Here is a 22812-nt window from a genome sequence, read left to right on the forward strand (position 1 = left end):
CGCAGCGGGCTAGGCAAGCGCGGCGTTCGCCGGGCGCAGGGGGAGAGGGGGCGGGCGTGGAGCGTTTGGGGCGGGCTTGAGACGACGGGCGGACGGGAGCTGGAAATATTGGTGGTAGTATTGAACGATCAGCAACCATGCCGCGAAAGGGCTGGCATGACGAGGATTCGCCGCTTTGCCTTGCTGGTGCCGCTGTTGCTGGCCTTGCCCGCCTGTTCGCAACAACGCTCCGCCGACGGTACGCTCAAACGCCAGCTGGATTTGCAGGAGGCGTTGGCTTTCGTGCATCAGGACGTGCCGCTGGCCGGCAATCACCTAGTGCTGCGCTCTTCTCTGGGCGGGCGCTTCGAGCTTAAATTCTACGATAGGCAACTGGTGGCCCCGCTGGACGCGCAATGGAAGCGGGTGCGCATCGTGGACGCCCGCGTGGTGGGCAAGGACGCGTTGGTGTTGCTGCGCGCGGACGACGCGGAGTGCGCTCCGGCTTACCGCCTGCTGCAGTTGCGGGACTACCGGGTACGCAGTTGGACGCTGGTGGCCAGCTGCAATCAGGAGGAGGCGATGGCCGTGGACGAGGACGGCGGCATGTGGCGCGCGCGTCAGGCGCGCAATCGCTTGAACGCGATGGTGTGGACCTGGCGCGGCGGGGAGTTGGAGGCCAGGCTGGAGCGTCCGGCTTCGGCTTATGATTCGCCGCGCACGGTGACGCGCGGCGGGGACAGGGAAGGCCGCGGCCCGCGCCGCGACCACGACGAGCTGCCGGACTGGGCGCGCTGGCTGCCGCCGGCGGGCTAGGGCGGGGAGTTCCTCTGAACCGGTTCACAAGGCGAGCGCTGGCGGGCATCGCCTACGGCTGCTCCCTTCCTATGCGCTGGCCATGGGTAGGGTGGGCGCCGCGCTGCGACTCCCGCGCGGCGCTTTCTTGAGGAGGTTTGGGGCGCCTCAAGCAGTGCCCAGCCAGGCTCAAAACCCTGAGGGCCATTGAGAGTGAGACAAGGCGAAAACTAGCGGGAAAGCGGAGTGCGCTTGTTGTGCATGAGCGTTTCGACGCCGTACTCAATGGCGCGCCGCGAATTGCAAACGGCGTCTTACTGCGGCGTCACTCTCACCTTGATGCTGCGCTCCAGTTGCACATTGCTGCGGCTGACGCCGATGAGCACGGTTTCCTGGCCGCTCTGGTCGCGGCCGATGCCGCCCACGGTCAACCATTCTCCTACAGCGCCTTCCACGGTGGTGGCCAGTTTGGCGCTGTCCAGGTTCTGGCCGTTGAAGGCTTGCTGGCTGGCGGCCAGTTCCAGCGTCACGCGCTGGCCGTGCAGCCGCGGGCGGGCGTAGAAGCCGGTGACGGCGTCCTGGTAGCGCACGCCCACTACTGGCCGGCCGTCGGCGCCGAACATCAGCCAGGGCAGCGGCCGGCTGCTGCCTATCTCGATGAAGCCGGTCTTGCCGTCCAACATGCGCAGCGCCTGGCTGGCCTGCAACCGGGTATTGGACTGGCTGGCGCCGCCGGCGATCACCACCTGGCTGCCGGGGCGCACCGTCATCGGCTTGCCGGTGCTGATGCTGTAGCCGCCGCCCTGAACCTGGCCGCCTAGCTGCACCGCGGATTTGCTTTCGCGGCTGACGCCGTCCTGGGCCACTTCCACCAGCAAGGACGAGGATTTGACGTCCAGTTGGCGGATCAGCCGGCGCAGCTCGGCGCTGCGGCCGGGCGGGGCGTCCAGGATCAGCTGGTTGCCCAGCGCGCCCAGTTTTTCGCCGTCGCGCAGCTGCGGCCGCAGGGCGGCGGCCACTTCGTCGCCGTCGCGCCAGTTGAGGGTGATGACGTCGGCGGCGTTGGCCGCGGCGGCCAGGCCGAGCAAGGCGGCCGCAAAGAGGTTTTTCTTGTTTGATTTCATGTCACAAATCCTTGCCGGAGCGCCAGATGGCCCAGACCAGCCACACGCTGTTGAACATGGCCAGCATGAAGCCGACGAAGCCGAAGAAGGGCAGGCCGAACAGCTTGGGGCCGGCGTTGACGGTCATCACGATGGAGGAGCCGATGATCAGACAGCCGGTGACGATGCCCATGGTCAGCCGGTTGGTGCTGCGGTCCAGCTGACGGCCGAAGCTGTCTAGCCGCTGCAAATCAAGGTTGACGCGGAATTTGCCGTGGCGCATGTCCTTGCCCATGCGCATCAGGTCGCGCGGCAGGCTGGAGAGCATGGCCAGCGCTTCGCCCAGCGAGTGGCGGCCGCGCTTGAGCAGGGCCGCCGGGTGGTAGCGGGCGATGGAAAGCTCGCGCACGAAGGGGGTGATGTGGGCGATGAGCTGGAAGTCAGGGTCCAGCTGTCGGCCCAGGCCTTCCAGGGTGATCAGCGCCTTGAACAGCATGGCCATGTCCGGCGGCAGCAGGATGGAGTGGTCGCGAATCAGCGCCATGATGTCGGCGATCAGCTGGCTGATGTTGATGCCCTTGAGGGGAACATGTTCGTATTGGAACAGGAATTCGCCCACGTCGTGGGCGAATTGGCGCTCGTTGACCGGGGTGTTGCCGGTCCATTCGATCAGCACGTCGATGATGCCGGCCTCGTCGCGGTTGGCCACGGCGGCGAGCAGGTCGACGATTTCGTCGCGGCGGCCGTGGCTGATGCGGCCCACCATCCCGAAGTCGATGAAGGCGATGCGGTGTTCGGGCAGGAAGAAGACGTTGCCCGGATGCGGGTCCGCGTGGAAGAAGCCGTGGATCAAGATCATCTTCAGCACCGCGTCCGCGCCGCGCTGGGCCAGCAGCACCGGGTCCAGGCCGCTGTCGGCCAGTTGTTCCAGCCGGGCGGCCGGCACGCCGGCGATGTAGTCCTGCACGTTGACGGCGGCGTTGGTGTAGTCCCAGTAAACCTTGGGCACTTGCACTTCCGGATCGTCGGCGAAGTCGCGAGCGAAACGCTCGGAGTTGCGCGCTTCCACCGCCAGGTCCATTTCGCGCTTCAGCGAGCGGGCGAACTGACCGACGATTTCCACCGGCTGAAAGCGGCGCACGTCGGGAAACTCCAGTTCCAGCAGGCCGGCCAGGTGATTGAGGATGCGCAGGTCCGCTTCCACCTTGTCCACAATGCCGGGGCGGCGCAGCTTGACCGCCACGTCGCTGCCGTCGTGCAGGGTGGCGCGGTGCACCTGGGCGATGGAGGCGGAGCCTATGGGGTTGAAGTCGAAGTGGGCGAACACGGCTTCCGGCTCGTCGCCCAGCGCGGCCTTGACCAGGCGGCGCACCGCTTCCGGTCGCACCGGCGGCACTTTGTTCTGCAGCTTTTCGAATTCGGTGATCCAGTCCGGCGGAAACACGTCCACGCGGGTGGAGAGAATCTGGCCCAGCTTGATGAAGGTGGGGCCCAGTTCTTCAAAGGCGAGGCGCACGCGCACCGGGGTGGGCGGGCGGTTTTCCGGCTCCGGCAGGTTGAGGTTCAGCCATTGGCCGGCTTTTTCCACCGCGCGCGGTAATTTTAGCCTTTGGGCGAATTCGCCCAGGCCGTGACGGATCAGGATGCCGCTGATTTCCTTCAGTCGCGGCAGGTCGCGCATGGCGATCAGAGTTTCTCTCAGCATCGGTTCTGCCTTGTGGGCATTGGGTTTTCACTCAAAAACAAAGGCTTGCCGTCCGGGCGCGCCAGCGCCGTCCCGCCGCGCGGTTTTGTCGTCGGCCATGCCAATGCGATGGATTGTACGCCATTAGTGCCGGCTGTCTTGTCCAAGGTTCAAGCGGGCCGGCCCAAAGCGCTGGAAACGGCCGGGCTGCGGCTTTACACTACCGCCCCCGTCCGATAGAGTTCGGCCTATGAAATTGCAACTCCGCTTAATGACTCTGGTGCTGGCGGGCTTTATGGTATTCGCTGAAGCGGCGCCGGAAAAGGCCCCTCCGGAAGGGCGCCCCGCGGCGGAAGCTAGCGCGCAGTCCGGCCAGGACGATCCCATATCCAAATTCTCCTCCCCCGCGGAAGACGCGGTGGGGGATTTGTTGTTGCAAGCCATGAGCCTCTTGGGCGTGGCCTACCGTTTCGGCGGCAATTCGCCGGAAAACGGCCTGGATTGCAGCGGCTTTATCCGCTATGTGTTTCAAAAATCCCTGAAAGTGAATCTGCCGCGCACTTCCGCCGAAATGGCCCGCGTGGGGAAATCCATCAATCGCAGCGAACTCGTGCCCGGCGATCTGGTCTTTTTCAACACCCGCGGCTTCAGCTATTCCCATGTCGGCATGTATATGGGCAACGGCAAGTTCATTCACGCGCCGCGCACCGGCAAGAACATCGAAGTGGCCAATATCAACCAGAGCTACTGGAACGGCCGCTTCAACGGCGCGCGGCGGGTGAACCGCAGCACGGCGGCGCAATCGGCTGACACCTCGGACGATCTGAACGTGGCGGCGCCGACGCGCAAGGCCGCGGCGGAAAGCGCTCCGGCGACGAAGTGCCGCAAGGGCAAGAAGTGCAAGCCGGAGGCCGCCGCCAAAAAGGGCGGCAAGGCCGAAGCGAAGAAGTCGGGCAAGAGCGGCGGCAAGGCGGCGGCGAAGAAGGGTGGCAAAGCCTCCGCCGGCGCCAAGAAAAAAGCCAAGCGTTGATTGGCGGCTTAAGCTGATAAGGATGCAGGAACGACATTGCCCGCGTTGCGGGCAATGTGCTTTGGAGCGAGACGATGGCATTGAAAGTGGACATACCGGTGTGGAAAGACCCGCAAGGCAATGTGGTGGCTTGCGTGGAAAAACTGAAAGTGATGCAGGAGAACCTGGAGGAGTTGGCCCAGCTGGCGCAGGACGCGCTGGAAGACGCGGTGCTGATGGGCTGCGACGAGGGTCAGGTGAAGGATTTCCTGGTTCAGGTGATGCAAAGCCTGCACAACCCCTATCAAGGGCGCTGAGCGCCGTTTTCATCCACCCCCTCGGGTTGGCCGCCGCGTGCGGCGAGCCCGCGACTCGCTCCGGAAAGGGGCTTTTTTGATGCATTGGCCTTTTGAAGCCTTTATCGGCCTGCGTTACTTGCGGGCCAAGCGCCGCAACGGTTTCATTTCCTTCATTTCCCTGATTTCCATCGTCGGCATCGCGCTGGGCGTGGCCGCGCTGATCATCGTGCTGTCGGTGATGAACGGCTTTCAGAAGGAAATCCGCGGCCGCATCCTGAGCGTGGCCTCGCACCTGGAGGTCAGCACTTACGACGGCCGGCTGGACCATTGGCGGCAGGTAGCCCAGCTGGGCGGCGCGCAGCCGCATGTGCTGGCCGCCGCGCCCTTCGTCAACGGCCAGGGCCTGTTCTCCGCTTACGGCAATGTCCGCGGCGGCCTGGTGCGCGGCATCGAGCCGGCGCTGGAGGACAAGGTGGTGGACGTGGGCCGCCACATGGTGGCCGGCAAGCTGGAGAGCCTGCGCCCCGGCGAGTTCGGCATGGCGCTGGGCGCGGAACTGGCGCGCCAGCTGAATGTGGGCCTGGGCGACAAGGTGATGTTGTTCGTGCCGCAGGGCACGATCACGCCGGCGGGCATGTTGCCGCGCTCCAAGCAGTTCACCGTGGTGGGCATTTTCAAGGTGGACATGTTCGAGTTCGACGCCTCGCTGGCGATGGTGAACCTGCGCGACGCCCAGGTGTTGTCGCGGATGGGGGACAGCGTCAGCGGCGTGCGCTTCAAGCTGGACGACCCGATGCTGGCGCCGACGGTGAAGCAGGCGCTGCGCGCCAAGCTGCCGCAAAACCTGGTGACGGACTGGACCGACACCAATTCCAATTATTTCCGCGCGGTGCAGATCGAGAAAAGGATGATGACCATCATCCTGACGCTGATCGTGGCGGTGGCGGCCTTCAATCTGGTGTCCACGCTGGTGATGGTGGTGACGGACAAGCAGGCGGACATCGCCATTCTGCGCACGCTGGGCGCGTCGCCGGCCAGCATCATGAAAATCTTCATGATCCAGGGCTCGGTGGCCGGGGTGCTGGGCACTTTGTCCGGGGTGGCCTCGGGCGTGCTGATCGCCTTGAACCTGGATGTGATCGTGCCGCTGATCGAACGCGTGATCGGCAGCAAGATTCTGTCCAGCGAGGTGTATATGATCGACTACCTGCCGTCCGACGTGCAGTGGAGCGATGTCTCCACCATCACCCTGATTTCCCTGGCGTTGGCCTTGTTCGCCACGCTGTACCCCAGCTGGCGCGCGGCGCGCACGCAACCGGCGGAGGCCTTGCGTTATGAGTAATGTGTTGTCGTGCCAAGGGCTGGGCAAGTCCTATAACGAAGGCAAGCTGCAGCTGACGGTGTTGTCCGAAGTCAGCCTGACGGTGGAGAAGGGCGCCAGCCTGGCCATCGTCGGCGCGTCCGGCTCCGGCAAGAGCACGCTGCTGCATTTGCTGGGCGGCCTGGACACGCCCAGCGCCGGCCGGGTGGAGGTGCTGGGCCGCGATCTGGCGACCATGTCCGAGTCCGAACGCGGCCGGCTGCGCAACGCTTCGCTGGGCTTCGTTTATCAGTTCCATCATCTGTTGCCTGAATTCAGCGCGCTGGAAAACGCGATGATGCCGCTGCTGATCCGCCGCATGCCGCGCAAGCAGGCGGAGCGGGAGGCGAGCGAGATGCTGGGCCGCGTGGGCCTGGGCCAGCGGCTGCAGCACAAGCCGGGCGAATTGTCCGGCGGCGAGCGCCAGCGGGCGGCGATCGCGCGCGCGCTGGTGACCCGTCCGGCCTGCCTGCTGGCGGACGAGCCCACCGGCAATCTGGACGTGCACACCGCCAAGCAAGTGTTCGATCTGATGCTGGAACTGAACCGCACGCTGGGCACCAGCCTGATCATCGTCACCCATGATCTGGACCTGGCGGCGCGCACCCAGCGGGTGCTGCGCCTGACGGAAGGCAAGTTGACGGAGACGGCGCGCGCCGCCGATCTGCCGCTGTGATTTTTATCGGGACTCGTTCCAAAGCTTTAGGAGACCACATTGCTGTTCAAGCGTGAAGAAATCGATTTCGATGCCTTGCTGGACATTCTGCAAACCCCGTCCGGCATGATGGAGTCGGCGATAGGCGTGTTGTGCGTGTTCATCGCCTTCTATCTGGCCCGTTTCGCCTTCAAGCAATTTTTCGATCACAGCCCCGAGCGCTACGAGCGCTTTTTGCCCTATGTGGGTTTCCGCCTGGTGCTGCCGGTGGCGGCGCAGGCGCTGGTGATGCTGTCGCGTTCGGCCTGGGTGCACCTGCTGCACGAGCGCGCGATGGTGCTGCACCTGCTGAGCGCGATGCTGTTCTGGCTGACCCTGATCCGGCTGTGCTGCGCGGTGGTGCGCCAGGCGCTGCCCAAGGGCCGTTTCGAACGCCATACCGAGCACTTCCTGGCCACGGCCCTGTGGCTGGGCTTCGTCAGCTGGGCCATAGGCTTCGACATGGTGGTGATCGAGTGGCTGGAGTCGATGTCGTTCTCGGTGGGCAAGAGCCGCTTGAACATGCTGACCATACTCAACGGCCTGCTGTGGGTGTCCATCATCGTGGTGGTGGCCTTGTGGGCCAGCCGCCTGATCGAATCGCGCTTGATGAATTTGAAGCATCTGGACCCCAGCCTGCGCATCGTGTTCGCCAAGCTGACCCGCACCGGGCTGCTGATCTCCGCCGTGCTGATCGCGCTGCCGGTGGTGGGCATCGATCTGACCGTACTGTCGGTGTTCGGCGGCGCGGTGGGTATCGGCCTGGGTTTCGGCTTGCAGAAGATTGCCAGCAATTTCGTGTCCGGCTTCATCATTCTGCTGGACCACTCCATCCGCATCGGCGACCGGCTGATGGTGGAGAACCGCGTAGGCTACGTGACCAAGATGACCTCGCGCTACGTGGTGCTCAAGGGCGCGGACGGCACCGAGGCGCTGATTCCCAACGACTCGCTGATGTCCAATACCGTGGTGAATCAGTCGTATTCCGACAAGAGCATGTGGACCAGCCTGCCGGTGTCGGTGGCTTACGGCACCGATCTGGACAAGGCGCTGGAGCTGCTCAAGCAGGCGGCCAATCACCCGCGGGTGCAGCAGGACCCCGCGCCGCGCGGCTTCGTCACCCTGTTTGCCGACAGCAGCATCAATCTTGAGCTGGGCTTTTGGGTGGCGGACCCGGAAAACGGCTTCATGGGCTTGAAATCCGATCTGAATATGGCAATCTGGCGGCTGTTCCAGCAACATGGCATTCAAATGCCGTTCCCGCAGCGGGAAATCCGCATTCTCAACGACAAGCCGCAAGACTAAGGCAGGGGAGACGCCTCCATGGCAGGCAAACGCTTGGCAATCATAGACGACGACGCCGCGGTGCGGGAGTCGCTGGTATGGCTGCTGGACGGCCAGGGCTATCTGGCCAGCGGCTTCGACAGCGCGGAGGAGTTTCTGGCCTGCCCGGACGGCGGCGACTTCAACGGCATCATCCTGGACCTGAGGCTGTCCGGCATGAGCGGCATCATGCTGCTGGAAAAGCTGGCCGGCTGGCCATACTGTCCGCCGGTGATCATGCTCACCGCCCACGGCGACGTGCCGCACGCGGTGGCGGCGCTGAAGCTGGGCGCGCTGGATTTCATGGAGAAGCCGTTCGACGACGAGCGTTTGCTGGAGCGCGCCGAGGCCGCGGTGCTGCGCGACGAGCAGAACCGTCTGCTGCACGGCCGCCGCAGCAAGGTGTCCGCCGCGCTGTCCCTGCTGACCGATCGCGAGCGCGAAGTGATGCAGTTGATCCTTACCGGCAAGCTCAACAAGCAGATCGCCGAGGAGCTGGCCATCAGCATGAAGACGGTGGAAGTGCACCGCGCCCGCGTGTTCGACAAGATGGGCGTCAAATCCGCGGTGGAGCTGGCCGGCCTGCTGGCCAGCCAGAGCCCGGCCAACGGAGGCAAGCGCTGATGGGCAGCAAGCAACCGGTATCGGTGCTGGTGGTGATCCACACCGCGGACGGCCAGGCGCTGTTGATCGAACGCGCCGACAAGCCCGGTTACTGGCAATCCGTGACCGGCAGCCGCGAAGGCGAGGAAGCCTTGCGCGACACCGCGCTGCGCGAACTGGCCGAGGAAACCGGCCTGGTTTTGGAGCGCGACGACCCCCGGCTCAGCGATTGGGGCCTGGTCAACCGCTACGAAATCTATCCGCATTGGCGCCACCGTTATCCGGACGGCGTCACCCACAACGACGAACACGTGTTCGGCCTGTGCCTGGAGCGGCCGCTGACGGTGACGCTGGCGCCGCGCGAGCATCTGGCCCAGCAATGGCTGCCTTGGGACGAGGCCGCCGACAAAGTGTTCTCGCCGTCCAACGCCGAGGCGCTGCGGCTGCTGCCGCAAAGGCTGGCGCCGGCGCCGGCGCGGCCATGAAGCCGCTGATCTGGCTGGCCGAGGACGAGGCCGGCATCGCCGACACCCTGATCTACACCTTGGAAACCGACGGCTTCGCCGTCGAGTGGTTCGAGCGCGGCCTGCCGCTGCTGGAGCGGCTGGACCACGCCGTCCCGTCGCTGTGCATCCTGGACGTGGGCCTGCCGGACATCAACGGCTTCGAGCTGTGCCGCCGCTTGCGCGAGCGAGCCGATCTGCCGCTGATGTTCCTGACCGCGCGCAGCGAGGAAATGGACCGCATCATCGGCCTGGAAATCGGCGCCGACGACTACGTGGCCAAGCCGTTCTCGCCGCGCGAGGTCAGCGCCCGCGCGCGCACCATCCTGCGGCGCTACGCCAAGGGCCAGACCCCGGCCGCCGCGCCGGCGCCCGCCGGCTTCGAACTGGACGAGGCGCGCGCCTGCGTTCATTTCGCCGGCCATAAGCTGAACCTGACCCGCTACGAATACCTGCTGCTGAAAACCCTGCTGGCGGAGCCGGGCCGGGTGTTTTCGCGCCAGCAATTGATGGAGCGGGTGTGGCGCGACGCCGAGGACAGCTTCGACCGCACCGTGGACACCCACGTCAAAACCCTGCGCGCCAAGCTGCGCGACATCGACCCCGACGCCCAGCCGATCCAGACCCATCGCGGCCTGGGCTACAGCCTGGGCGAGTGAGCATGCGCTTCGGCCTGCGGCTGTTCCTCGGTTATTTCCTGATCGTGGCGGTGGCCGGCTGGTTCGTGCTGGCCATTTTCACCCAGGAAGTGAAGCCGGGGGTGCGCCGCGCCACCGAGGGCACGCTGGTGGACAGCGCCAATGTGCTGGCCGGCATCGCCGCCGCCGACCTGGCCGACGGCGACATCGCCAACGGACGGCTGGCGCGCGCCTTCCGCGACAAGGCGCGGCCGCCCATCGCCGCCAACATCTCCGGCATCGTCAAGAACAATATGGAGTTCCGCGTCTACGTCACCGACGCGCGCGGCGTGGTGATTTTCGATTCCAGCGGCCGCGATCTGGGCCGCGATTACTCGCGCTGGAACGATGTTTACCGCACGCTGCGCGGCGAATACGGCGCGCGCAGCACCCGCAGCGACCCCAAGGACGAAAACAGCAGCGTGATGCACGTGGCCGCCCCGGTGCGGCTGGACGGGCGCATCGTCGGCTCGCTGACCGTGTCCAAGCCCAATGTGACGATGGAGCCGGTGATACGCCGCAGCGAGCGCAAGATCATGCTGGCCGGCGGCGCGCTGCTGAGCGCGGCCCTGCTGATAGGCGCGGTGATGGTGTGGTGGATCAATCGCTCCATCCGCCGGCTGGTGGGCTACGCCGAGGCGGTGGCGGCCGGCCAGCCGGCCAATCTGCCGCGGCTGGGCAGCCCGGAGCTGGACAGCCTGGGCCAGGCGGTGGAGGCGATGCGGCGCAAGCTGGAGGGCAAGGCCTATGTGGAAGGCTATGTGCACACGCTGAGCCACGAGCTGAAAAGCCCGCTGGCGGCGATACGCGGCGCCGGCGAGCTGCTGCGGGAAGATCCGCCGCCGGAAACGCGCCGCCGCTTCGTCGACAACATCCTGGCGCAGAGCCTGCGCATGCAGCAGTTGATTGAAAGGTTGTTGTGGCAGGCGCGGGTGGAGTCCCGGCTGCGGCCGGACGCCCAGGCGCTGGACTGGACCGCCTTGATCGAGGAAACCGCCGACGGCAAGGCGCTGGCCGCCGCGCGGCGCGGCGTCGGCATGGTGCGCAGGCTGGCGTCGGCCAGCCTGAACGGCGACCGGCTGCTGCTGGCGCAGGCCTTGTCCAATCTGCTGGACAACGCGCTGGAGTTCAGCCCGCCGGGCGGCGTGATCGAACTGGACGGCGCGCCGGAAGAGGGCGGCTATCTGCTGCGCGTGCGCGATCACGGGCCGGGCGTGCCGGATTACGCGCTGGAGCGCGTGTTCGAGCGCTTCTACTCGCTGCCGCGCCCGGACAGCGGCAAAAGCACCGGCCTGGGCCTGAGCCTGGTGCGGGAGGTGGCGCAGCTGCACGGCGGCCGCGCCGAGCTGTTCAACCACGCCGACGGCGGCGCCGAGGCGCGGCTGTGGCTGCCGCTGGGCTGAGCCGCGCGGACTTCACACGCTCTTCACACCAGCCCATTTCCGCTTCACTCCCAGGGCTTACGCTGTCTTCCGTGATGAAACCCGGAGGCAAGCGATGAAGAAAAACCCCTTATTGACCAAGATCCTGATCCTGCTGGCGCTGTCCTTGGCGCTGCTGGTGCCGGTGAGCGCGATCAGCAACCTGATCTCCGAACGCAAACACTACCAGGAAGAAGCGGTGGAGAAAGTGGTGGCCAGCACCAGCGGCGAGCAGACCGTGATCGGTCCGGTGCTGGTGATTCCCTATGTGGAAACCGTGGAGGAGAAGCAGAACGGCAAGACGCAAAGCGTCAAGCACGAGCTGGAGCGCTATGTGTTGCCGCGCCAGTTGGCGATAGACGGCAAGCTCAAAGTCAGCCCGCGCTCGCTGGGCATTTATCAGGCGTTGATCTTCGGCAGCGAGGCCGGCTTCAACGGCCATTTCGAGATTCCGCCGCAGCCGGAACTGCTCAAGCCATCGATTCAGTTGAAAACCCCCTATCTGGCGGTGGGCATCAGCGATCCGCGCGGCATAGGCAAAGTGCCGCGGCTGAACGCCGGCGGCAAGGCGCTCCCCTTCGCGGCCGGCGCCGGCCTGCCGCGGATGAGCGAGGGCATACACGCGGCGTTGCCGCAGCTGCTGGACCTGTCCAAGGCGCAGACGCTGCCGTTCGCCTTCCAGCTCAATCTTCAGGGCACGCGCAGCATCAGCTATGTGCCGGTGGGCGAGAGCAGCACGCTGAGCCTGGCGTCCAACTGGCCGCACCCCAGCTTCATCGGCAACTTCCTGCCGGTGCAGCGCAATGTGGACGCCAAGGGCTTCAAGGCGCAATGGGAGAGCAGCTGGTTCGCCAACAATCTGAACGACCGCTTCCAGCAGGCGGCCTTCAGCGAAGGGAAGTCCGGCCTGAGCGCCTTGCCGTCCTTCAGCACCGGCCTGGTGCAGCCGGTGGACCAGTATCAGCAGAACGAGCGCTCGGTCAAATACGCGGTGCTGTTCATCGGCCTGACCTTCTTGTCCTTCTTCCTGCTGGAAACGCTGCGCAGCCTGCGCGTGCACCCCATCCAGTACGTGCTGGTGGGCATGGCGCTGGTGATGTTCTTCCTGGTCTTGCTGGCCTTGTCCGAGCACCTGGGCTTCGGGCCTGCCTATCTGCTGGCGGCGACGGCCTGCGTCGGCCAGATCGGCTTCTACGTCAGCCACATCCTCGGCGGCTGGAAGCGCGGCCTGGGCTTCGCCGGCCTGCTCAGCCTCTTGTACGCGGTGCTGTACGGCCTGTTGCAGTCCGAGGACAACGCCTTGCTGCTGGGCAGCCTGCTGCTGTTCGCCGCGCTGACCGCCATCATGACGCTGACCCGGAGGCTGGATTGGTATCGCTTCTCCGCGCGGAGCGAGGAAGCGGCGCCGGAAGCGCTGGCGCCGCCGCCCCCGCCGCAGTCTTGAGCGCGACGGTCTTGACGACGGCATGAATATCCGATTTCACAAAACCGCCATCATCAGGTAACGCGTTCTCGCTATCGTTTTCCCGCCCGGCCGTTCCGCCGGGCTGGGCAAGGGCCCGGATTCCGCTTCCGGGCCCTTGGTTTTTCACCGCGGCGCGCGCGCCGCCACAAGACGACTGCACTCCGATGACGCTTACGACTCTATCGCCAAGGTCCGCCCGCTGGGCGCGCCGGCTGGCCGCCTGTCTGCTGGCGGCCGCGCTCGCCGGCTGCCTGGGCGACAATCAAGACAACGCCGGCCAACCGGGCAACGGCAACTCCAATCAAACCCAGCCGCCGGCCAAGCTCCGCTGCGCGCCCTGAACCCGGACAAGCCCGCCATGACCGACACTCCCGTTTCCACTTCCCGCCGCCAGTTCATCAAGCGCGGCAGCGCGCTGGCCGCCAGTTCCTTGACGCTGTCCTTGCTGCCGGCCTCCATCCAGCGCGCGCTGGCCATTCCCGCCAACAATCGCACCGGCACCTTGCAGGATGTCGAGCACATCGTGATCCTGACCCAGGAAAACCGCGCCTTCGACCACTACTTCGGCAGCCTGGCCGGCGTGCGCGGCTTCGGCGACCGTTTCCCGCTGCCGCTGGCCGACAGCGCCCTGCTCAAGCGCAAGACCGTCTGGTATCAGACCAATCAGGGCAATAGCGCCACGCCGCCGCGGGTGGTGGCGCCGTTCCACCTCAACACCGAGCAGACTTTCGCCTATATGCGGGTGGAGGGCACGCCGCATGTGTGGTCGGACGCGCAGTACGCCTGGGGCAAGGGCGCGATGAACGCCTGGCCCACGTACAAGCAGAACCATTCCATGGGCCATTTCAAGGAGGCGGACCTGCCGTTCCAGTACGCGCTGGCCAACGCCTTCACCCTGTGCGACGCCTATCACTGCGCGTTTCAGGGCGGCACCAACCCCAACCGCGTGTTCCTGTGGTGCGGCGGCAACGATCCTCTGCAGAAGGGCAAGGGCCCGGTGATCGCCAACGCCTACGACTCGGTCGACTACAACCCCAAGGGCGGCTACACCTTCAGCACCTACGCCGAGCGGCTGGAGCAGGCCGGGGTGGGCTGGAAGATCTATCAGGACATGGCCGACAACTTCACCGACAATCCGGTGGCCGGCTTCCGCAGCTTCCGCGCCGCCTATTTCGGCGAGGCCGGCGCCAAGCCGGCGCTGAAGAACAAGGGCCTGTCCACCTGGACGCTGGACGATCTGCGCCAGGACGTGCTGGCCAACCGCCTGCCGCAGGTCAGCTACATCGTCGCCACCGCCGACGGCTCGGAACACCCGGGGCCGTCCAGCCCGGCGCAGGGCGCCGACTACACCGCCCGCGTGCTGGACGCGCTGACCGCCAACCCCGAGGTGTGGAGCAAGACGGTGTTCCTGGTCAATTTCGACGAGAACGACGGCTTCTTCGACCACGTGCCGCCGCCGGCCGCGCCCAGCTATCTGAGCTGGGACGCCGATCCGGCCAAGGCGGTTCTGGCCGGCGCCTCCACCGTGGCCACCGACGGCGAATACCATCATCTGCGCAGCAGCGAGACCGGCAACGAGCGCGCCGACCTGATCCACGTGCCTTACGGGCCGGGGCCGCGGGTGCCGATGTACGTGATCTCGCCGTGGAGTCGCGGCGGCTGGGTCAACTCCCAGGTGTTCGACCACACCTCGGTGATCCGCTTCATCGAGCAGCGCTTCGGCGTCAAGGAGCCCAATATCAGCGCCTGGCGGCGCGCGGTGTGCGGCGATCTGCTGTCCTGTTTCGACTTCGTCAATCCCAATGCGGAGCTGCCCAAGCTGCCGGCCACCGCCGCGCTGGCGGCGCGGGCGCGCGCCTTGCCCGGCCGCACCAAGCCCAGCGCGCCGGCCTTGCCGGAGCTGCCGGTCCAGGCCATTGGCCTGCGCCGCTCGCGAGCGCTGCCTTACGAACTGCACGCCAGCGCGCGCGTGGACGGCAACGCCGGCACCGTGGAATTGATATTCGCCAACAGCGGCCAGGCGGCGGCGGTGTTCCACGTCTACGACCGCCGCCATCTGGACGCGCCGCCGCGCCGCTACGCGGTGGAGGCCGGCAAGCAGCTGTCCGGGCTGTGGCGGGTCAATTACGACGCCAATCTTTACGATCTGTGGGTATTGGGCCCCAACGGCTTCCATCGCCACTTCACCGGCGACGCCGGCCAGCTGGGCCGCCTGAGCAAGGCGCAGCCGGAAATCCAGGTCTGTTACGACCCGGCCGCCGGCGACGTTTACCTGAAGCTGCACAATAGCGGCCGCGAGAACTGCGAGTTCCTGGTGCGCGCCAACGCCTACGCGAAGAGCGAGCCGCAACGCGTCACCGTGGGGCCGCAGGGCGAGGCGGTGTTGAATTGGCCGCTGAAGAACAGCCACGGCTGGTACGACGTCAGCGTCGGCGCGCCGGTCTTCCCCGGCTTCAGCCGCCGTTTCGCCGGGCGGGTGGAAACCGGGCGCGACGGCTACAGCGATCCGGCGATGGGCGGCGCGGCGGTGGGCGAGCAGTGGACGCCGCCGGTCTGAGCCGGCGGTGAACGACAAAGGCGGAGCCGATCGGCCCCGCCTTTTTTCTTGATGGAAGGGTTAGAAGAAGCCCAGCGGCTTGCCGTCAAAGCTCACCAGCAGGTTCTTGGTCTGCTGGTAATGGTCGAGCGCGCGCTTGTGGGTTTCGCGGCCGATGCCGGACTTCTTGTAGCCGCCGAAGGCCGCGTGCGCCGGGTAGAGGTGATAGCAGTTGGTCCACACCCGGCCGGCCTTGATCGCCCGGCCGACGCGGTAGGCGCGGTTGATGTCGCGGGTCCACACCCCGGCGCCCAGGCCGAACTCGGTGTCGTTGGCGATGGCGACGGCTTCCGCCTCGTCCTTGAAGGTGGCGATGCTGACCACCGGGCCGAAAATCTCCTCCTGGAACACCCGCATCTTGTTGTTGCCCTTCAGCAGGGTGGGCTGGATGTAATAGCCCTGAGCCAGCCCGCCTTCCAGCGGCTCCAGCTTGCCGCCGCTCAGCACCTCGGCGCCTTCCTGGCGCGCGATGTCCAGGTAGGACAGGATTTTGTCGAACTGCTGCTGCGAGGCCTGGGCGCCCACCATGGTGTCGGTGTCCAGCGGATCGCCGCGCTTGATCGCCTGCACCTTCTTCATCACCTCGGCCATGAAGGCCGGGTAAATGGATTCCTGCACCAGCGCGCGCGACGGGCAGGTGCAGACCTCGCCCTGGTTGAAGAAGGCCAGCACTAGCCCTTCGGCGGCCTTTTCGATGAAGGACGGCTCCGCCTGCATGATGTCTTCGAAGAAGATATTGGGCGATTTGCCGCCCAGCTCCACGGTGGACGGGATGATGTTCTCCGCCGCGCATTGCAGGATGTGGCGGCCCACCGGGGTGGAGCCGGTGAAGGCGATCTTGGCGATGCGCTTGCTGGTGGCCAGCGCCTGGCCGGCTTCCTTGCCGAAGCCGTGCACCACGTTGACCACGCCCGGCGGCAGCAGATCGCCTATCACCTCCATCAGCACCGCGATGCCCAGCGGCGTCTGTTCCGCCGGCTTCAGCACCACGCAGTTGCCGGCGGCCAGCGCCGGCGCCAGCTTCCACGCCGCCATCAGCAGAGGGAAGTTCCACGGGATGATCTGGCCCACCACGCCCAGCGGCTCGTGGATGTGGTAAGCCATGGTGTTGTGGTCTATTTCCGCCGCCGTGCCTTCCTGGGCGCGGATGCAGCCGGCGAAATAGCGGAAGTGATCCGCCGCCAGCGGGATGTCGGCGTTCAGCGTCTCGCGCACCGGCTTGCCGTTGTCCCAGGTTTCGGTGACGGCCAGCACCTCCAGATTGGCTTCGATGCGGTCGGCGATCTGCAGCAGCAGATAGGAGCGTTGCTGCGCCGAGGTCTGGCCCCAGGCGTCGGCGGCGGCGTGGGCGGCGTCCAGCGCCTTGTCGACGTCGGCGGCGTCGGAGCGCGGAAATTCGGCGATGGGCTGGCCGTTGACCGGCGAAGTGTTGGTGAAGTGCTGGCCGTTGACCGGAGGCGTGAACTCGCCGCCGATGTAGTTGCCGTAGCGGGGCTTGAAGGCGATCAGCGCGCCGGGCGTGCCGGGGTGGGCGTAACGCATGGTGTTTCTCCTGTTGTGGATTGGCCGTTGCCGCGCGGCGGCGGGCCGCGGTGGCCGCTGTGCAGCAGAAAGCGTGCCAATGGCGGCCGCCGGGACGGCGTGTTGCGATGCAAAACGCGGCATGCCGGCCAGGCCGTTGCGATCAGCGCGCCGCGCGTTGCGCCGCAGCAGGCCGACGCCGGCGCCAAGGGGGCGGCCTGTCCGATTGGCCGCGGCGCAAGCTGTCGCAAAACGCTACAGTGTCGCGTCCGATGCGACGCCGGCTCCGGCGCGCGTCGTGCTAAGGTGGCGGTTCATCCGCCGCCGCAACCGTTTTCGTCCCGTCTCGCGGCCGCTCGCGAGACCTAGCGCCGGCGCTCACGTCCGGAGGGAAGTCATCATGGATCATCCCATCGCCTCGCCCGTGGAGCGGGCGCGCCGCAGCTTCTTCCAACAAGGGCTGGCGCCGGCCGGGCTCAGGGGCGAAATCGCCCAATCCTGGCAGCGCTGCCGGCAGCAGGCCCTGCCGCCGCAGGGCGCGCGGCGGCAAGACGGCCTGGAAAGCGCGGCGCTGAACGCGCTGCGCGAGGCCAACGGCCTGTTGTTGCGCCTGGCCCAGCCCGAGCTGGACGGGCTGGGCGAACAAGTCGTCGACCGCCGCGGCATCGTGCTGCTCAGCGACGCTGACGGCGTGATCCTCAACGCCGCCGGTTGCCCCGGTTTCCTGCCCAAGGCGGAACAGGTGGCCTTGCTGCCCGGCATGGCCTGGGGCGAGCGCGACCGGGGCACCAACGCCATCGGCACCGCGCTGGCGCTGGGCGCGGCGGTGCAGGTCAACGGCGGCGAACACTATCTGGCCAGCAACGGCGGCATCTCCTGCTCGGCCGCGCCCATCTTCGCGCCCAACGGCCGGCTGGCCGGCGCGCTCAACATCAGCAGCGACGCGCGCGCCCACGACGCGCACGCGCTGGGCCTGGTGCGGCTGGCGGCGCGCCAGATCGAACACCGCTGGCTGGCGCGACCGGCCTCCGAACATTGGCTGGTGCGCTTCCACCTGAACCACGCCTTGCTGGGCTCGCCGCGCGAAGGCGTGCTGGTTTTCGCCGACGAGGTGCTGGTGGAGGCCAATAGCTGCGCGCTGGCCTGGCTCGGCCTGGCCTGGACCGACCTGGGGCGGGCGCGCTTCGGCCAGCTGTTCGACGGCGAGCTGCAGCCGGCTGACGGCCTGCGAACGCGGCTAGGCCGGCGCGGCCAGCATTTTCATCTGCACATCACGCCGCCGGCGAGTCAGGCGCCGACGGAGCGGCAAACGCCCAAGGCCGACGCGGCGGCGCGGCCCTCGGTCGCCTTGCAGCGCGCCGTCAAAGTGCTGAACGCCGACATTCCGGTGTTGCTGCAAGGTGAAACCGGCGTGGGCAAGGAGGTGTTCGCCCGCGCCTTGCACGCCGCCAGCCGGCGCGGCCGCGGCCCCTTCGTCGCCGTCAACTGCGCGGCGATACCGGAGGCGCTGATCGAGTCTGAGCTGTTCGGCTACGAGGAGGGTGCGTTCACCGGCGCGCGGCGCAAGGGCATGACGGGCAAGCTGCGCGAAGCCGACGGCGGCGTGCTGTTCCTGGACGAGGTGGGGGACATGCCGGCGGCGATGCAGGCGCGGCTGCTGCGCGCCTTGCAGCAGCGCGAAGTCACGCCGCTGGGCGGCGGCCGAACGCAGGCGGTGGATTTCGCGCTGGTCTGCGCCACTCACCGCGACCTGGCGGCGATGACGGCGGCCGGCGAGTTCCGCGCCGACCTGTTCTACCGGCTGCAGGACTATCCGGTGCGGCTGCCGCCCTTGCGCGAGCGCGACGACCTGCTGCTTCTGATCGACGAGATCTGGGACGAACTGGGCGCCGCGCGACGCGGCGTGCGCCTGGGCGGCCCGCTGCGGGCGGCCTTGCTGGCCTGCAGCTGGCCGGGCAACGCGCGCCAGCTGCACAGCGCGCTGCGCACCATGCTGGCCCTGGCCGACGACGGCGCGGAACTGGGAATCGAGGACCTGCCGGCCGGCTGCCGCGCCGAAGCGGCCACCCTCTCTCCGACGCTGGCCGCCGGCCGCGACGATTTGATCGAACAGACGCTGGCGCGCTGTCAGGGCAATGTCAGCCGCGCGGCGGCGGAGCTGGGGGTGGCGCGCAGCACGGTGTACCGGCGGCTGCGCGGCGAAGGGCGCTAGTCAGGCCGCCGCGTTGGGCAGCCGTTCCCGCCAAGCCTGAAACGCGTCCAGCACCAGTTGCGGGGACTTGGCCCAGGCAAAGTGGGAGAAGGCGCGCAGGCCGTGATCCGCGGCCTGCAATTCCCGCTGCGTCACGCTGGCGCGCGCCAGCTTGCCGGCCAGAAAATCCGCGCAGGAGCGGGGGACGAAGCGATCGCCGGACAGCGATAGCAGCAGCACCGGCAGTTCCAGCCGGCGCAGCGCCGCTTCGTAGTCGGTGTCCACGCCTTCCGGCCGGTAACGGCCGTGCAAGGCTTCCTGCGTCCAGTCGCGGATCAGCCTCCCCGGCTGTCGTCCGCCAAAGCCCAGCTTGTCGCCGGGGAAGTAGCCCAGGCCGCGGTTGAGTTGTTGAATCAGCCGCAGGCCAAAGCCGCGTTTCCAGGCGGACAATGCGCCGGGCATGGCGCGGAAGTAGTTGGAGCCGCCCGCGAGCAAAGCCACGCCGGCTACCTCGGCCGGATTTTCGCAGGCTTGCAGCAGGGCGAATTGCCCGCCCAGGCTGTGTCCCGCCAGGAGCAGCGGCCGGCCGGATGTCTGTTCGCCCAGCCGTCGACGCAGATGGGCGATATCGGCCAGCACTTCCCGGTAGCCGAAGTCCTGACGGCGGACGTCCCGCACCGAGCTTTGACGCATGCCCCGGGTCTCAAGCGCCGCCACGCAATAGCCGCGCGCGGCCCAGGCCGCGCCCAGCGCGCGATAGTAGGACACGTTGACGCCCAAGGCCGGCAAGAACAGGATCAAGCCCTGCGGGGCTTGTTCCAGAACGCCGTGCCATTCAACAACAGTGTGTTCGCCGTCCGCTAGCTGGATTCGGCTCGAGTGCATGCCTGTGCCTCCAAGGTTGTGAGCGGCAAACAGAACAAGCTATCAGTCTGCTGGGAAATGGCAAGCCGCCATGTTCCGGCAGGTTCGGCCCTCGCGCTGCGGGCTTAGAACATGTTTACGATCTCGCGAGCAAGAGCGAGACAAGGCGAAAACGGCTGAGAAAGCGGAATGTACACGTGGTACATGAGCATTTCGAAGGTGTTTTCAACGCCGTATCGCCGCAGCGCAGCAGATCGTAAACAGGTTCTTAGCCATAGCCGCGCTGTTTCAGCGCCAGGTAGAGCATGGCCGCGTTGATGGCGTCGTTGAGCGCGTCGTGACGCGGCGGCGCGGGCATGTCCAGGTCCTGGCAGATGCTGGCCAGCCGCAGGTCGATGTGGGCGTCCGGGTTTTGCCGCAGCTTGTAGTCGTAATAGCGGCCGGAGATCTCGATGCACCGCTGCGGCAGCGGCACGCCCAGCCAGGGGCGGATATAGCGGTTGAGCACCGCCATATCGTATTCCAGGTAATAGCCCAGCAGTGGCCGGCCGCCGACGAAGTCCAGCAGCCGCCGCATCGCGTCCCGGGCTTCCATGCCCTGATTGACGTCGATGGGCCGCAGGCCGTGGATGCGCACATTGTCCGCTTGCGGCGCCCGTTCCGGCCGCACCAGCAGATACAGCGCCTCGCTGGCGAGGATGCGGTTGCCGCGCAGCTTGACCGCGCCTATGGACAGCAGCTCGGCCTCCGCCGGATTCAGGCTGGTGGTTTCGCAGTCCAGGCTGACCAGTTCGTCAGGATGCTCGCTATACATGCCGGCGTAGGCCGGATCGCGCAGCCGGCGGCGCTGCCATTGGCGCAGCAGGGCGGTCAGCATCAGAAGCTGCCCAGCCGGTAATGGTGGCGCAGCTGCGCCTTGAAGCGCTTGACCACGGCCAGCGCGTCCTTGAGCAGGTCCCGTTCCAGCGAGGACAGTTTTTCCGGTTCCAGCAGATTGTCGGCCGGCTTGCCGGCGCCAAGCCGCTCCAGCCCCTGTTCCAGCCGCAGCTGCATCAGATAGGACAGCGCCTCGCCCACGTCCTCGGCCAGGCTCCGCTCCAGCCGGCCTTGCGCCGCCAGTGCCTGCAGCCTTTGCTGCGAGTTGTTGTCGCCGACCCCGTACTCCAGCGCCAGCGCGCGGATGCCGTGCACCAGCGGGAAGATGCCGCCTTTTTTCAGGTCCAGCGCGGCGCGGCCGTCGCGGTCTCGGGTCTGCAGATGGGAGAACAGGCCCAGCGGGGTGTCGAACTGTTCGATGGCGCGGGCGAAACGGGAGAAGAAGCCGGCGTCGTCGCGCAAGGTGGCGCGCAGATAGCTTTGGGCGTCCTCCAGCAGCGCGGCGTCGCCGCAGACGGCTTCCGCGTCCACGAAGATGGCCAGCCGCATCAAGGCTTGCCCGTCCGGGCGGTGCACCCAGTTGTGCAGGCGGTCGCGCAGCTCGGCGCCGCTGAAGCGCCAGTCCGGATGGCTGAGCATGATGTCGCCGGGACAGGGCGGGTAGCCGAAGCGGGCCAGCGCGGCGGAAAAGGCCTGACAGCTGGCCTCCAGCTGCGGCCACGCCGCGCCGTCGCGCAGCAGCAGCGCGTTGTCCTGATCGGTTTTGAGTATCTGTTCGCCGCGTCCCTCCGAGCCCAGCACCAACAGGCAGCTGTTGGCCACCAGCTCCGGCGGCGCGATCAGCCGCCAGGCGCGGGCGAACAGCCGGGCGTTGAGGCTTTGCACCAGCCGGCCCAGTTGCAGCGCCTTGACGCCGTGGCCGGACAGGATGCGCACCAGCCGCGGGATCTGCTCCGCCACTTCCGTCAACTCGTCCAGCGTGGCCGCGCGCTCCAGCCGCTGCGCGATCAGATGGGAGTGGTTGGAGAAATAGGACAGCACGTCCACCTGGGCCAGCATGCTCACCGGCTCGCCGCGCTCGGTCACCACCAGGCGGCGCAGATTGCGGCGCGTCATCAGCAGCAGGGCGTTGAACAGGAAGTCGTCGATGTCTATGGTCAGCAGCTCGTACTGGCAATGCGCGGCCGCCGGCGCGTCCGAGGACACGCCGTTCAGCACGATGTCGCGGAAGTCGGTGGTGGTGAGGATGCCCAGCCGTCCGTTGTCGCGCAGCAGCACGGATTTGGATTTGTGCGCCTTCATCGCCGCCGCCGCGTCGCGCAGGCTGGCGTCGCCGTCGACGAACACCGGCTGGCGGCCGCCGACGTCGCGCACGGTGGCCGCCAGCAAGGTTTGCAGTTCGCGCTGGCCGGCCCGCTGCGCCAGCCGGCCCAGTTTTTCCGACACGCTGGCGTAAAAATAGGCGCCGAAGCGCGGGTTGCTCTCGGTCAGCGCCAGCACTTCGGCGCGCGGCAGGCTGTAGAGCAGCGCTTCTTCCTGCACGATGAAACGGTGGGAGGTCTGGCCGGCGGCCATGGCGCGGGCGTCGAAGCCGTCCTGGGCCCGGTACAGCGCGACGATCTCGTCGCCGGCCATTTCCCGCACCACGCCCTTGATCACCACGTACATGGCGGTCACCGCCGCGTCCGGCGCCAGCACGGTTTGCTCGTCGGCGTAGAACAGGATGTCGGCGCAGGCCTCCAGGCGCAGGCGCTCGTCCGGACTCAGGGCGTCGAAGGGGGCGTGGCTGAAGTCGAATCGCTGCATGGCGGCCCTCGCGGAACACAAGACGTTGCCGCCAGCATAACAC

General features: G+C 67.0%; 20 protein-coding genes. 14 read left to right on the plus strand and 6 right to left on the minus strand.

What is annotated here, in order from left to right; all coding sequences use genetic code 11:
- The first annotated feature begins 156 nt into the window (after positions 1 to 156).
- Positions 157 to 795, plus strand: coding sequence for a hypothetical protein (locus VK98_RS17210; protein ID WP_156187928.1), 639 nt, complete (start codon positions 157 to 159; stop codon positions 793 to 795).
- A 293-nt stretch (positions 796 to 1088) separates the two neighbouring features.
- Here the strand turns inward: VK98_RS17210 and VK98_RS17215 are convergent, their stop codons facing one another.
- Together VK98_RS17215 and VK98_RS17220 are read right to left on the minus strand one after the other, a co-directional pair.
- Complete coding sequence (locus tag VK98_RS17215; RefSeq protein ID WP_048415205.1) at positions 1089 to 1898, minus strand: hypothetical protein; 810 nt, start codon at positions 1896 to 1898, stop codon at positions 1089 to 1091.
- Position 1899: 1 nt separating this feature from the next.
- Entirely contained in the window at positions 1900 to 3582 is a 1683-nt protein-coding gene (locus VK98_RS17220; protein ID WP_048415206.1) for an AarF/ABC1/UbiB kinase family protein, read from the minus strand.
- 274 nt (positions 3583 to 3856) lie between these two features.
- Between VK98_RS17220 and VK98_RS17225 the strand changes: the two genes are divergently transcribed.
- From VK98_RS17225 to VK98_RS17275, 12 genes are all read left to right on the plus strand, one after another.
- Positions 3857 to 4591 carry a C40 family peptidase gene (locus tag VK98_RS17225; protein WP_231589312.1) on the plus strand — a complete coding sequence of 245 codons (735 nt, stop codon included), beginning with the start codon at positions 3857 to 3859 and terminating at the stop codon, positions 4589 to 4591.
- A gap of 74 nt (positions 4592 to 4665) precedes the next feature.
- Positions 4666 to 4887: a hypothetical protein gene (locus tag VK98_RS17230; protein WP_048415208.1), complete on the plus strand. Its 222-nt coding sequence runs from the start codon at positions 4666 to 4668 to the stop codon at positions 4885 to 4887.
- Between the two features lie 79 nt (positions 4888 to 4966).
- Positions 4967 to 6211, plus strand: coding sequence for a lipoprotein-releasing ABC transporter permease subunit (locus VK98_RS17235; RefSeq protein ID WP_043593116.1), 1245 nt, complete (start codon positions 4967 to 4969; stop codon positions 6209 to 6211).
- Positions 6204 to 6905, plus strand: coding sequence for a lipoprotein-releasing ABC transporter ATP-binding protein LolD (gene lolD, locus VK98_RS17240; protein WP_039754126.1), 702 nt, complete (start codon positions 6204 to 6206; stop codon positions 6903 to 6905). Before VK98_RS17235 ends, lolD begins: the two co-directional genes overlap by 8 nt.
- A gap of 39 nt (positions 6906 to 6944) precedes the next feature.
- On the plus strand, positions 6945 to 8228 hold the full coding sequence (locus tag VK98_RS17245; RefSeq protein ID WP_231589313.1) for a mechanosensitive ion channel family protein: 1284 nt from the start codon (positions 6945 to 6947) through the stop codon (positions 8226 to 8228).
- Between the two features lie 18 nt (positions 8229 to 8246).
- Positions 8247 to 8870, plus strand: a complete 624-nt coding sequence (locus tag VK98_RS17250; protein WP_048415209.1) for a response regulator transcription factor — start codon at positions 8247 to 8249, stop codon at positions 8868 to 8870.
- On the plus strand, positions 8870 to 9334 hold the full coding sequence (nudB, locus tag VK98_RS17255; RefSeq protein ID WP_048415210.1) for a dihydroneopterin triphosphate diphosphatase: 465 nt from the start codon (positions 8870 to 8872) through the stop codon (positions 9332 to 9334). Before VK98_RS17250 ends, nudB begins: the two co-directional genes overlap by 1 nt.
- Positions 9331 to 10011 (plus strand): two-component system response regulator CreB, encoded by a 681-nt coding sequence (creB, locus tag VK98_RS17260; RefSeq protein WP_048415211.1) that lies wholly within the window; start codon positions 9331 to 9333, stop codon positions 10009 to 10011. Before nudB ends, creB begins: the two co-directional genes overlap by 4 nt.
- A 2-nt stretch (positions 10012 to 10013) precedes the next feature.
- Positions 10014 to 11432: a two-component system sensor histidine kinase CreC gene (creC, locus tag VK98_RS17265; protein WP_048415212.1), complete on the plus strand. Its 1419-nt coding sequence runs from the start codon at positions 10014 to 10016 to the stop codon at positions 11430 to 11432.
- Positions 11433 to 11526: 94 nt separating this feature from the next.
- Positions 11527 to 12894 (plus strand): cell envelope integrity protein CreD, encoded by a 1368-nt coding sequence (gene creD / locus VK98_RS17270; RefSeq protein WP_048415213.1) that lies wholly within the window; start codon positions 11527 to 11529, stop codon positions 12892 to 12894.
- Positions 12895 to 13079: 185 nt separating this feature from the next.
- Entirely contained in the window at positions 13080 to 13256 is a 177-nt protein-coding gene (locus VK98_RS24045; protein ID WP_197083083.1) for a hypothetical protein, read from the plus strand.
- Between the two features lie 17 nt (positions 13257 to 13273).
- Positions 13274 to 15472 (plus strand): phosphocholine-specific phospholipase C, encoded by a 2199-nt coding sequence (locus VK98_RS17275; RefSeq protein ID WP_048415214.1) that lies wholly within the window; start codon positions 13274 to 13276, stop codon positions 15470 to 15472.
- A 60-nt stretch (positions 15473 to 15532) separates the two neighbouring features.
- Here the strand turns inward: VK98_RS17275 and VK98_RS17280 are convergent, their stop codons facing one another.
- Entirely contained in the window at positions 15533 to 17053 is a 1521-nt protein-coding gene (locus VK98_RS17280) for an aldehyde dehydrogenase family protein (protein WP_048415215.1), read from the minus strand.
- A 379-nt stretch (positions 17054 to 17432) separates the two neighbouring features.
- Between VK98_RS17280 and VK98_RS17285 the strand changes: the two genes are divergently transcribed.
- Positions 17433 to 19244 (plus strand): sigma-54-dependent Fis family transcriptional regulator, encoded by a 1812-nt coding sequence (locus tag VK98_RS17285; RefSeq protein ID WP_048415216.1) that lies wholly within the window; start codon positions 17433 to 17435, stop codon positions 19242 to 19244.
- On the opposite strand, the gene VK98_RS17290 is transcribed toward VK98_RS17285, so the two are convergent.
- The 3 genes from VK98_RS17290 to VK98_RS17300 form a co-directional block, all read right to left on the minus strand.
- Complete coding sequence (locus VK98_RS17290; RefSeq protein WP_048415217.1) at positions 19245 to 20108, minus strand: alpha/beta fold hydrolase; 864 nt, start codon at positions 20106 to 20108, stop codon at positions 19245 to 19247.
- 247 nt (positions 20109 to 20355) lie between these two features.
- Entirely contained in the window at positions 20356 to 20964 is a 609-nt protein-coding gene (locus VK98_RS17295) for a 3'-5' exonuclease (protein WP_048415218.1), read from the minus strand.
- Positions 20964 to 22769 carry a putative nucleotidyltransferase substrate binding domain-containing protein gene (locus VK98_RS17300; RefSeq protein WP_048415219.1) on the minus strand — a complete coding sequence of 602 codons (1806 nt, stop codon included), beginning with the start codon at positions 22767 to 22769 and terminating at the stop codon, positions 20964 to 20966. Before VK98_RS17300 ends, VK98_RS17295 begins: the two co-directional genes overlap by 1 nt.
- Between the last annotated feature and the right edge of the window lie 43 nt (positions 22770 to 22812).

This window comes from Chromobacterium sp. LK11 (assembly GCF_001043705.1).
In the GTDB taxonomy this organism is placed as follows: domain Bacteria; phylum Pseudomonadota; class Gammaproteobacteria; order Burkholderiales; family Chromobacteriaceae; genus Chromobacterium; species Chromobacterium alkanivorans.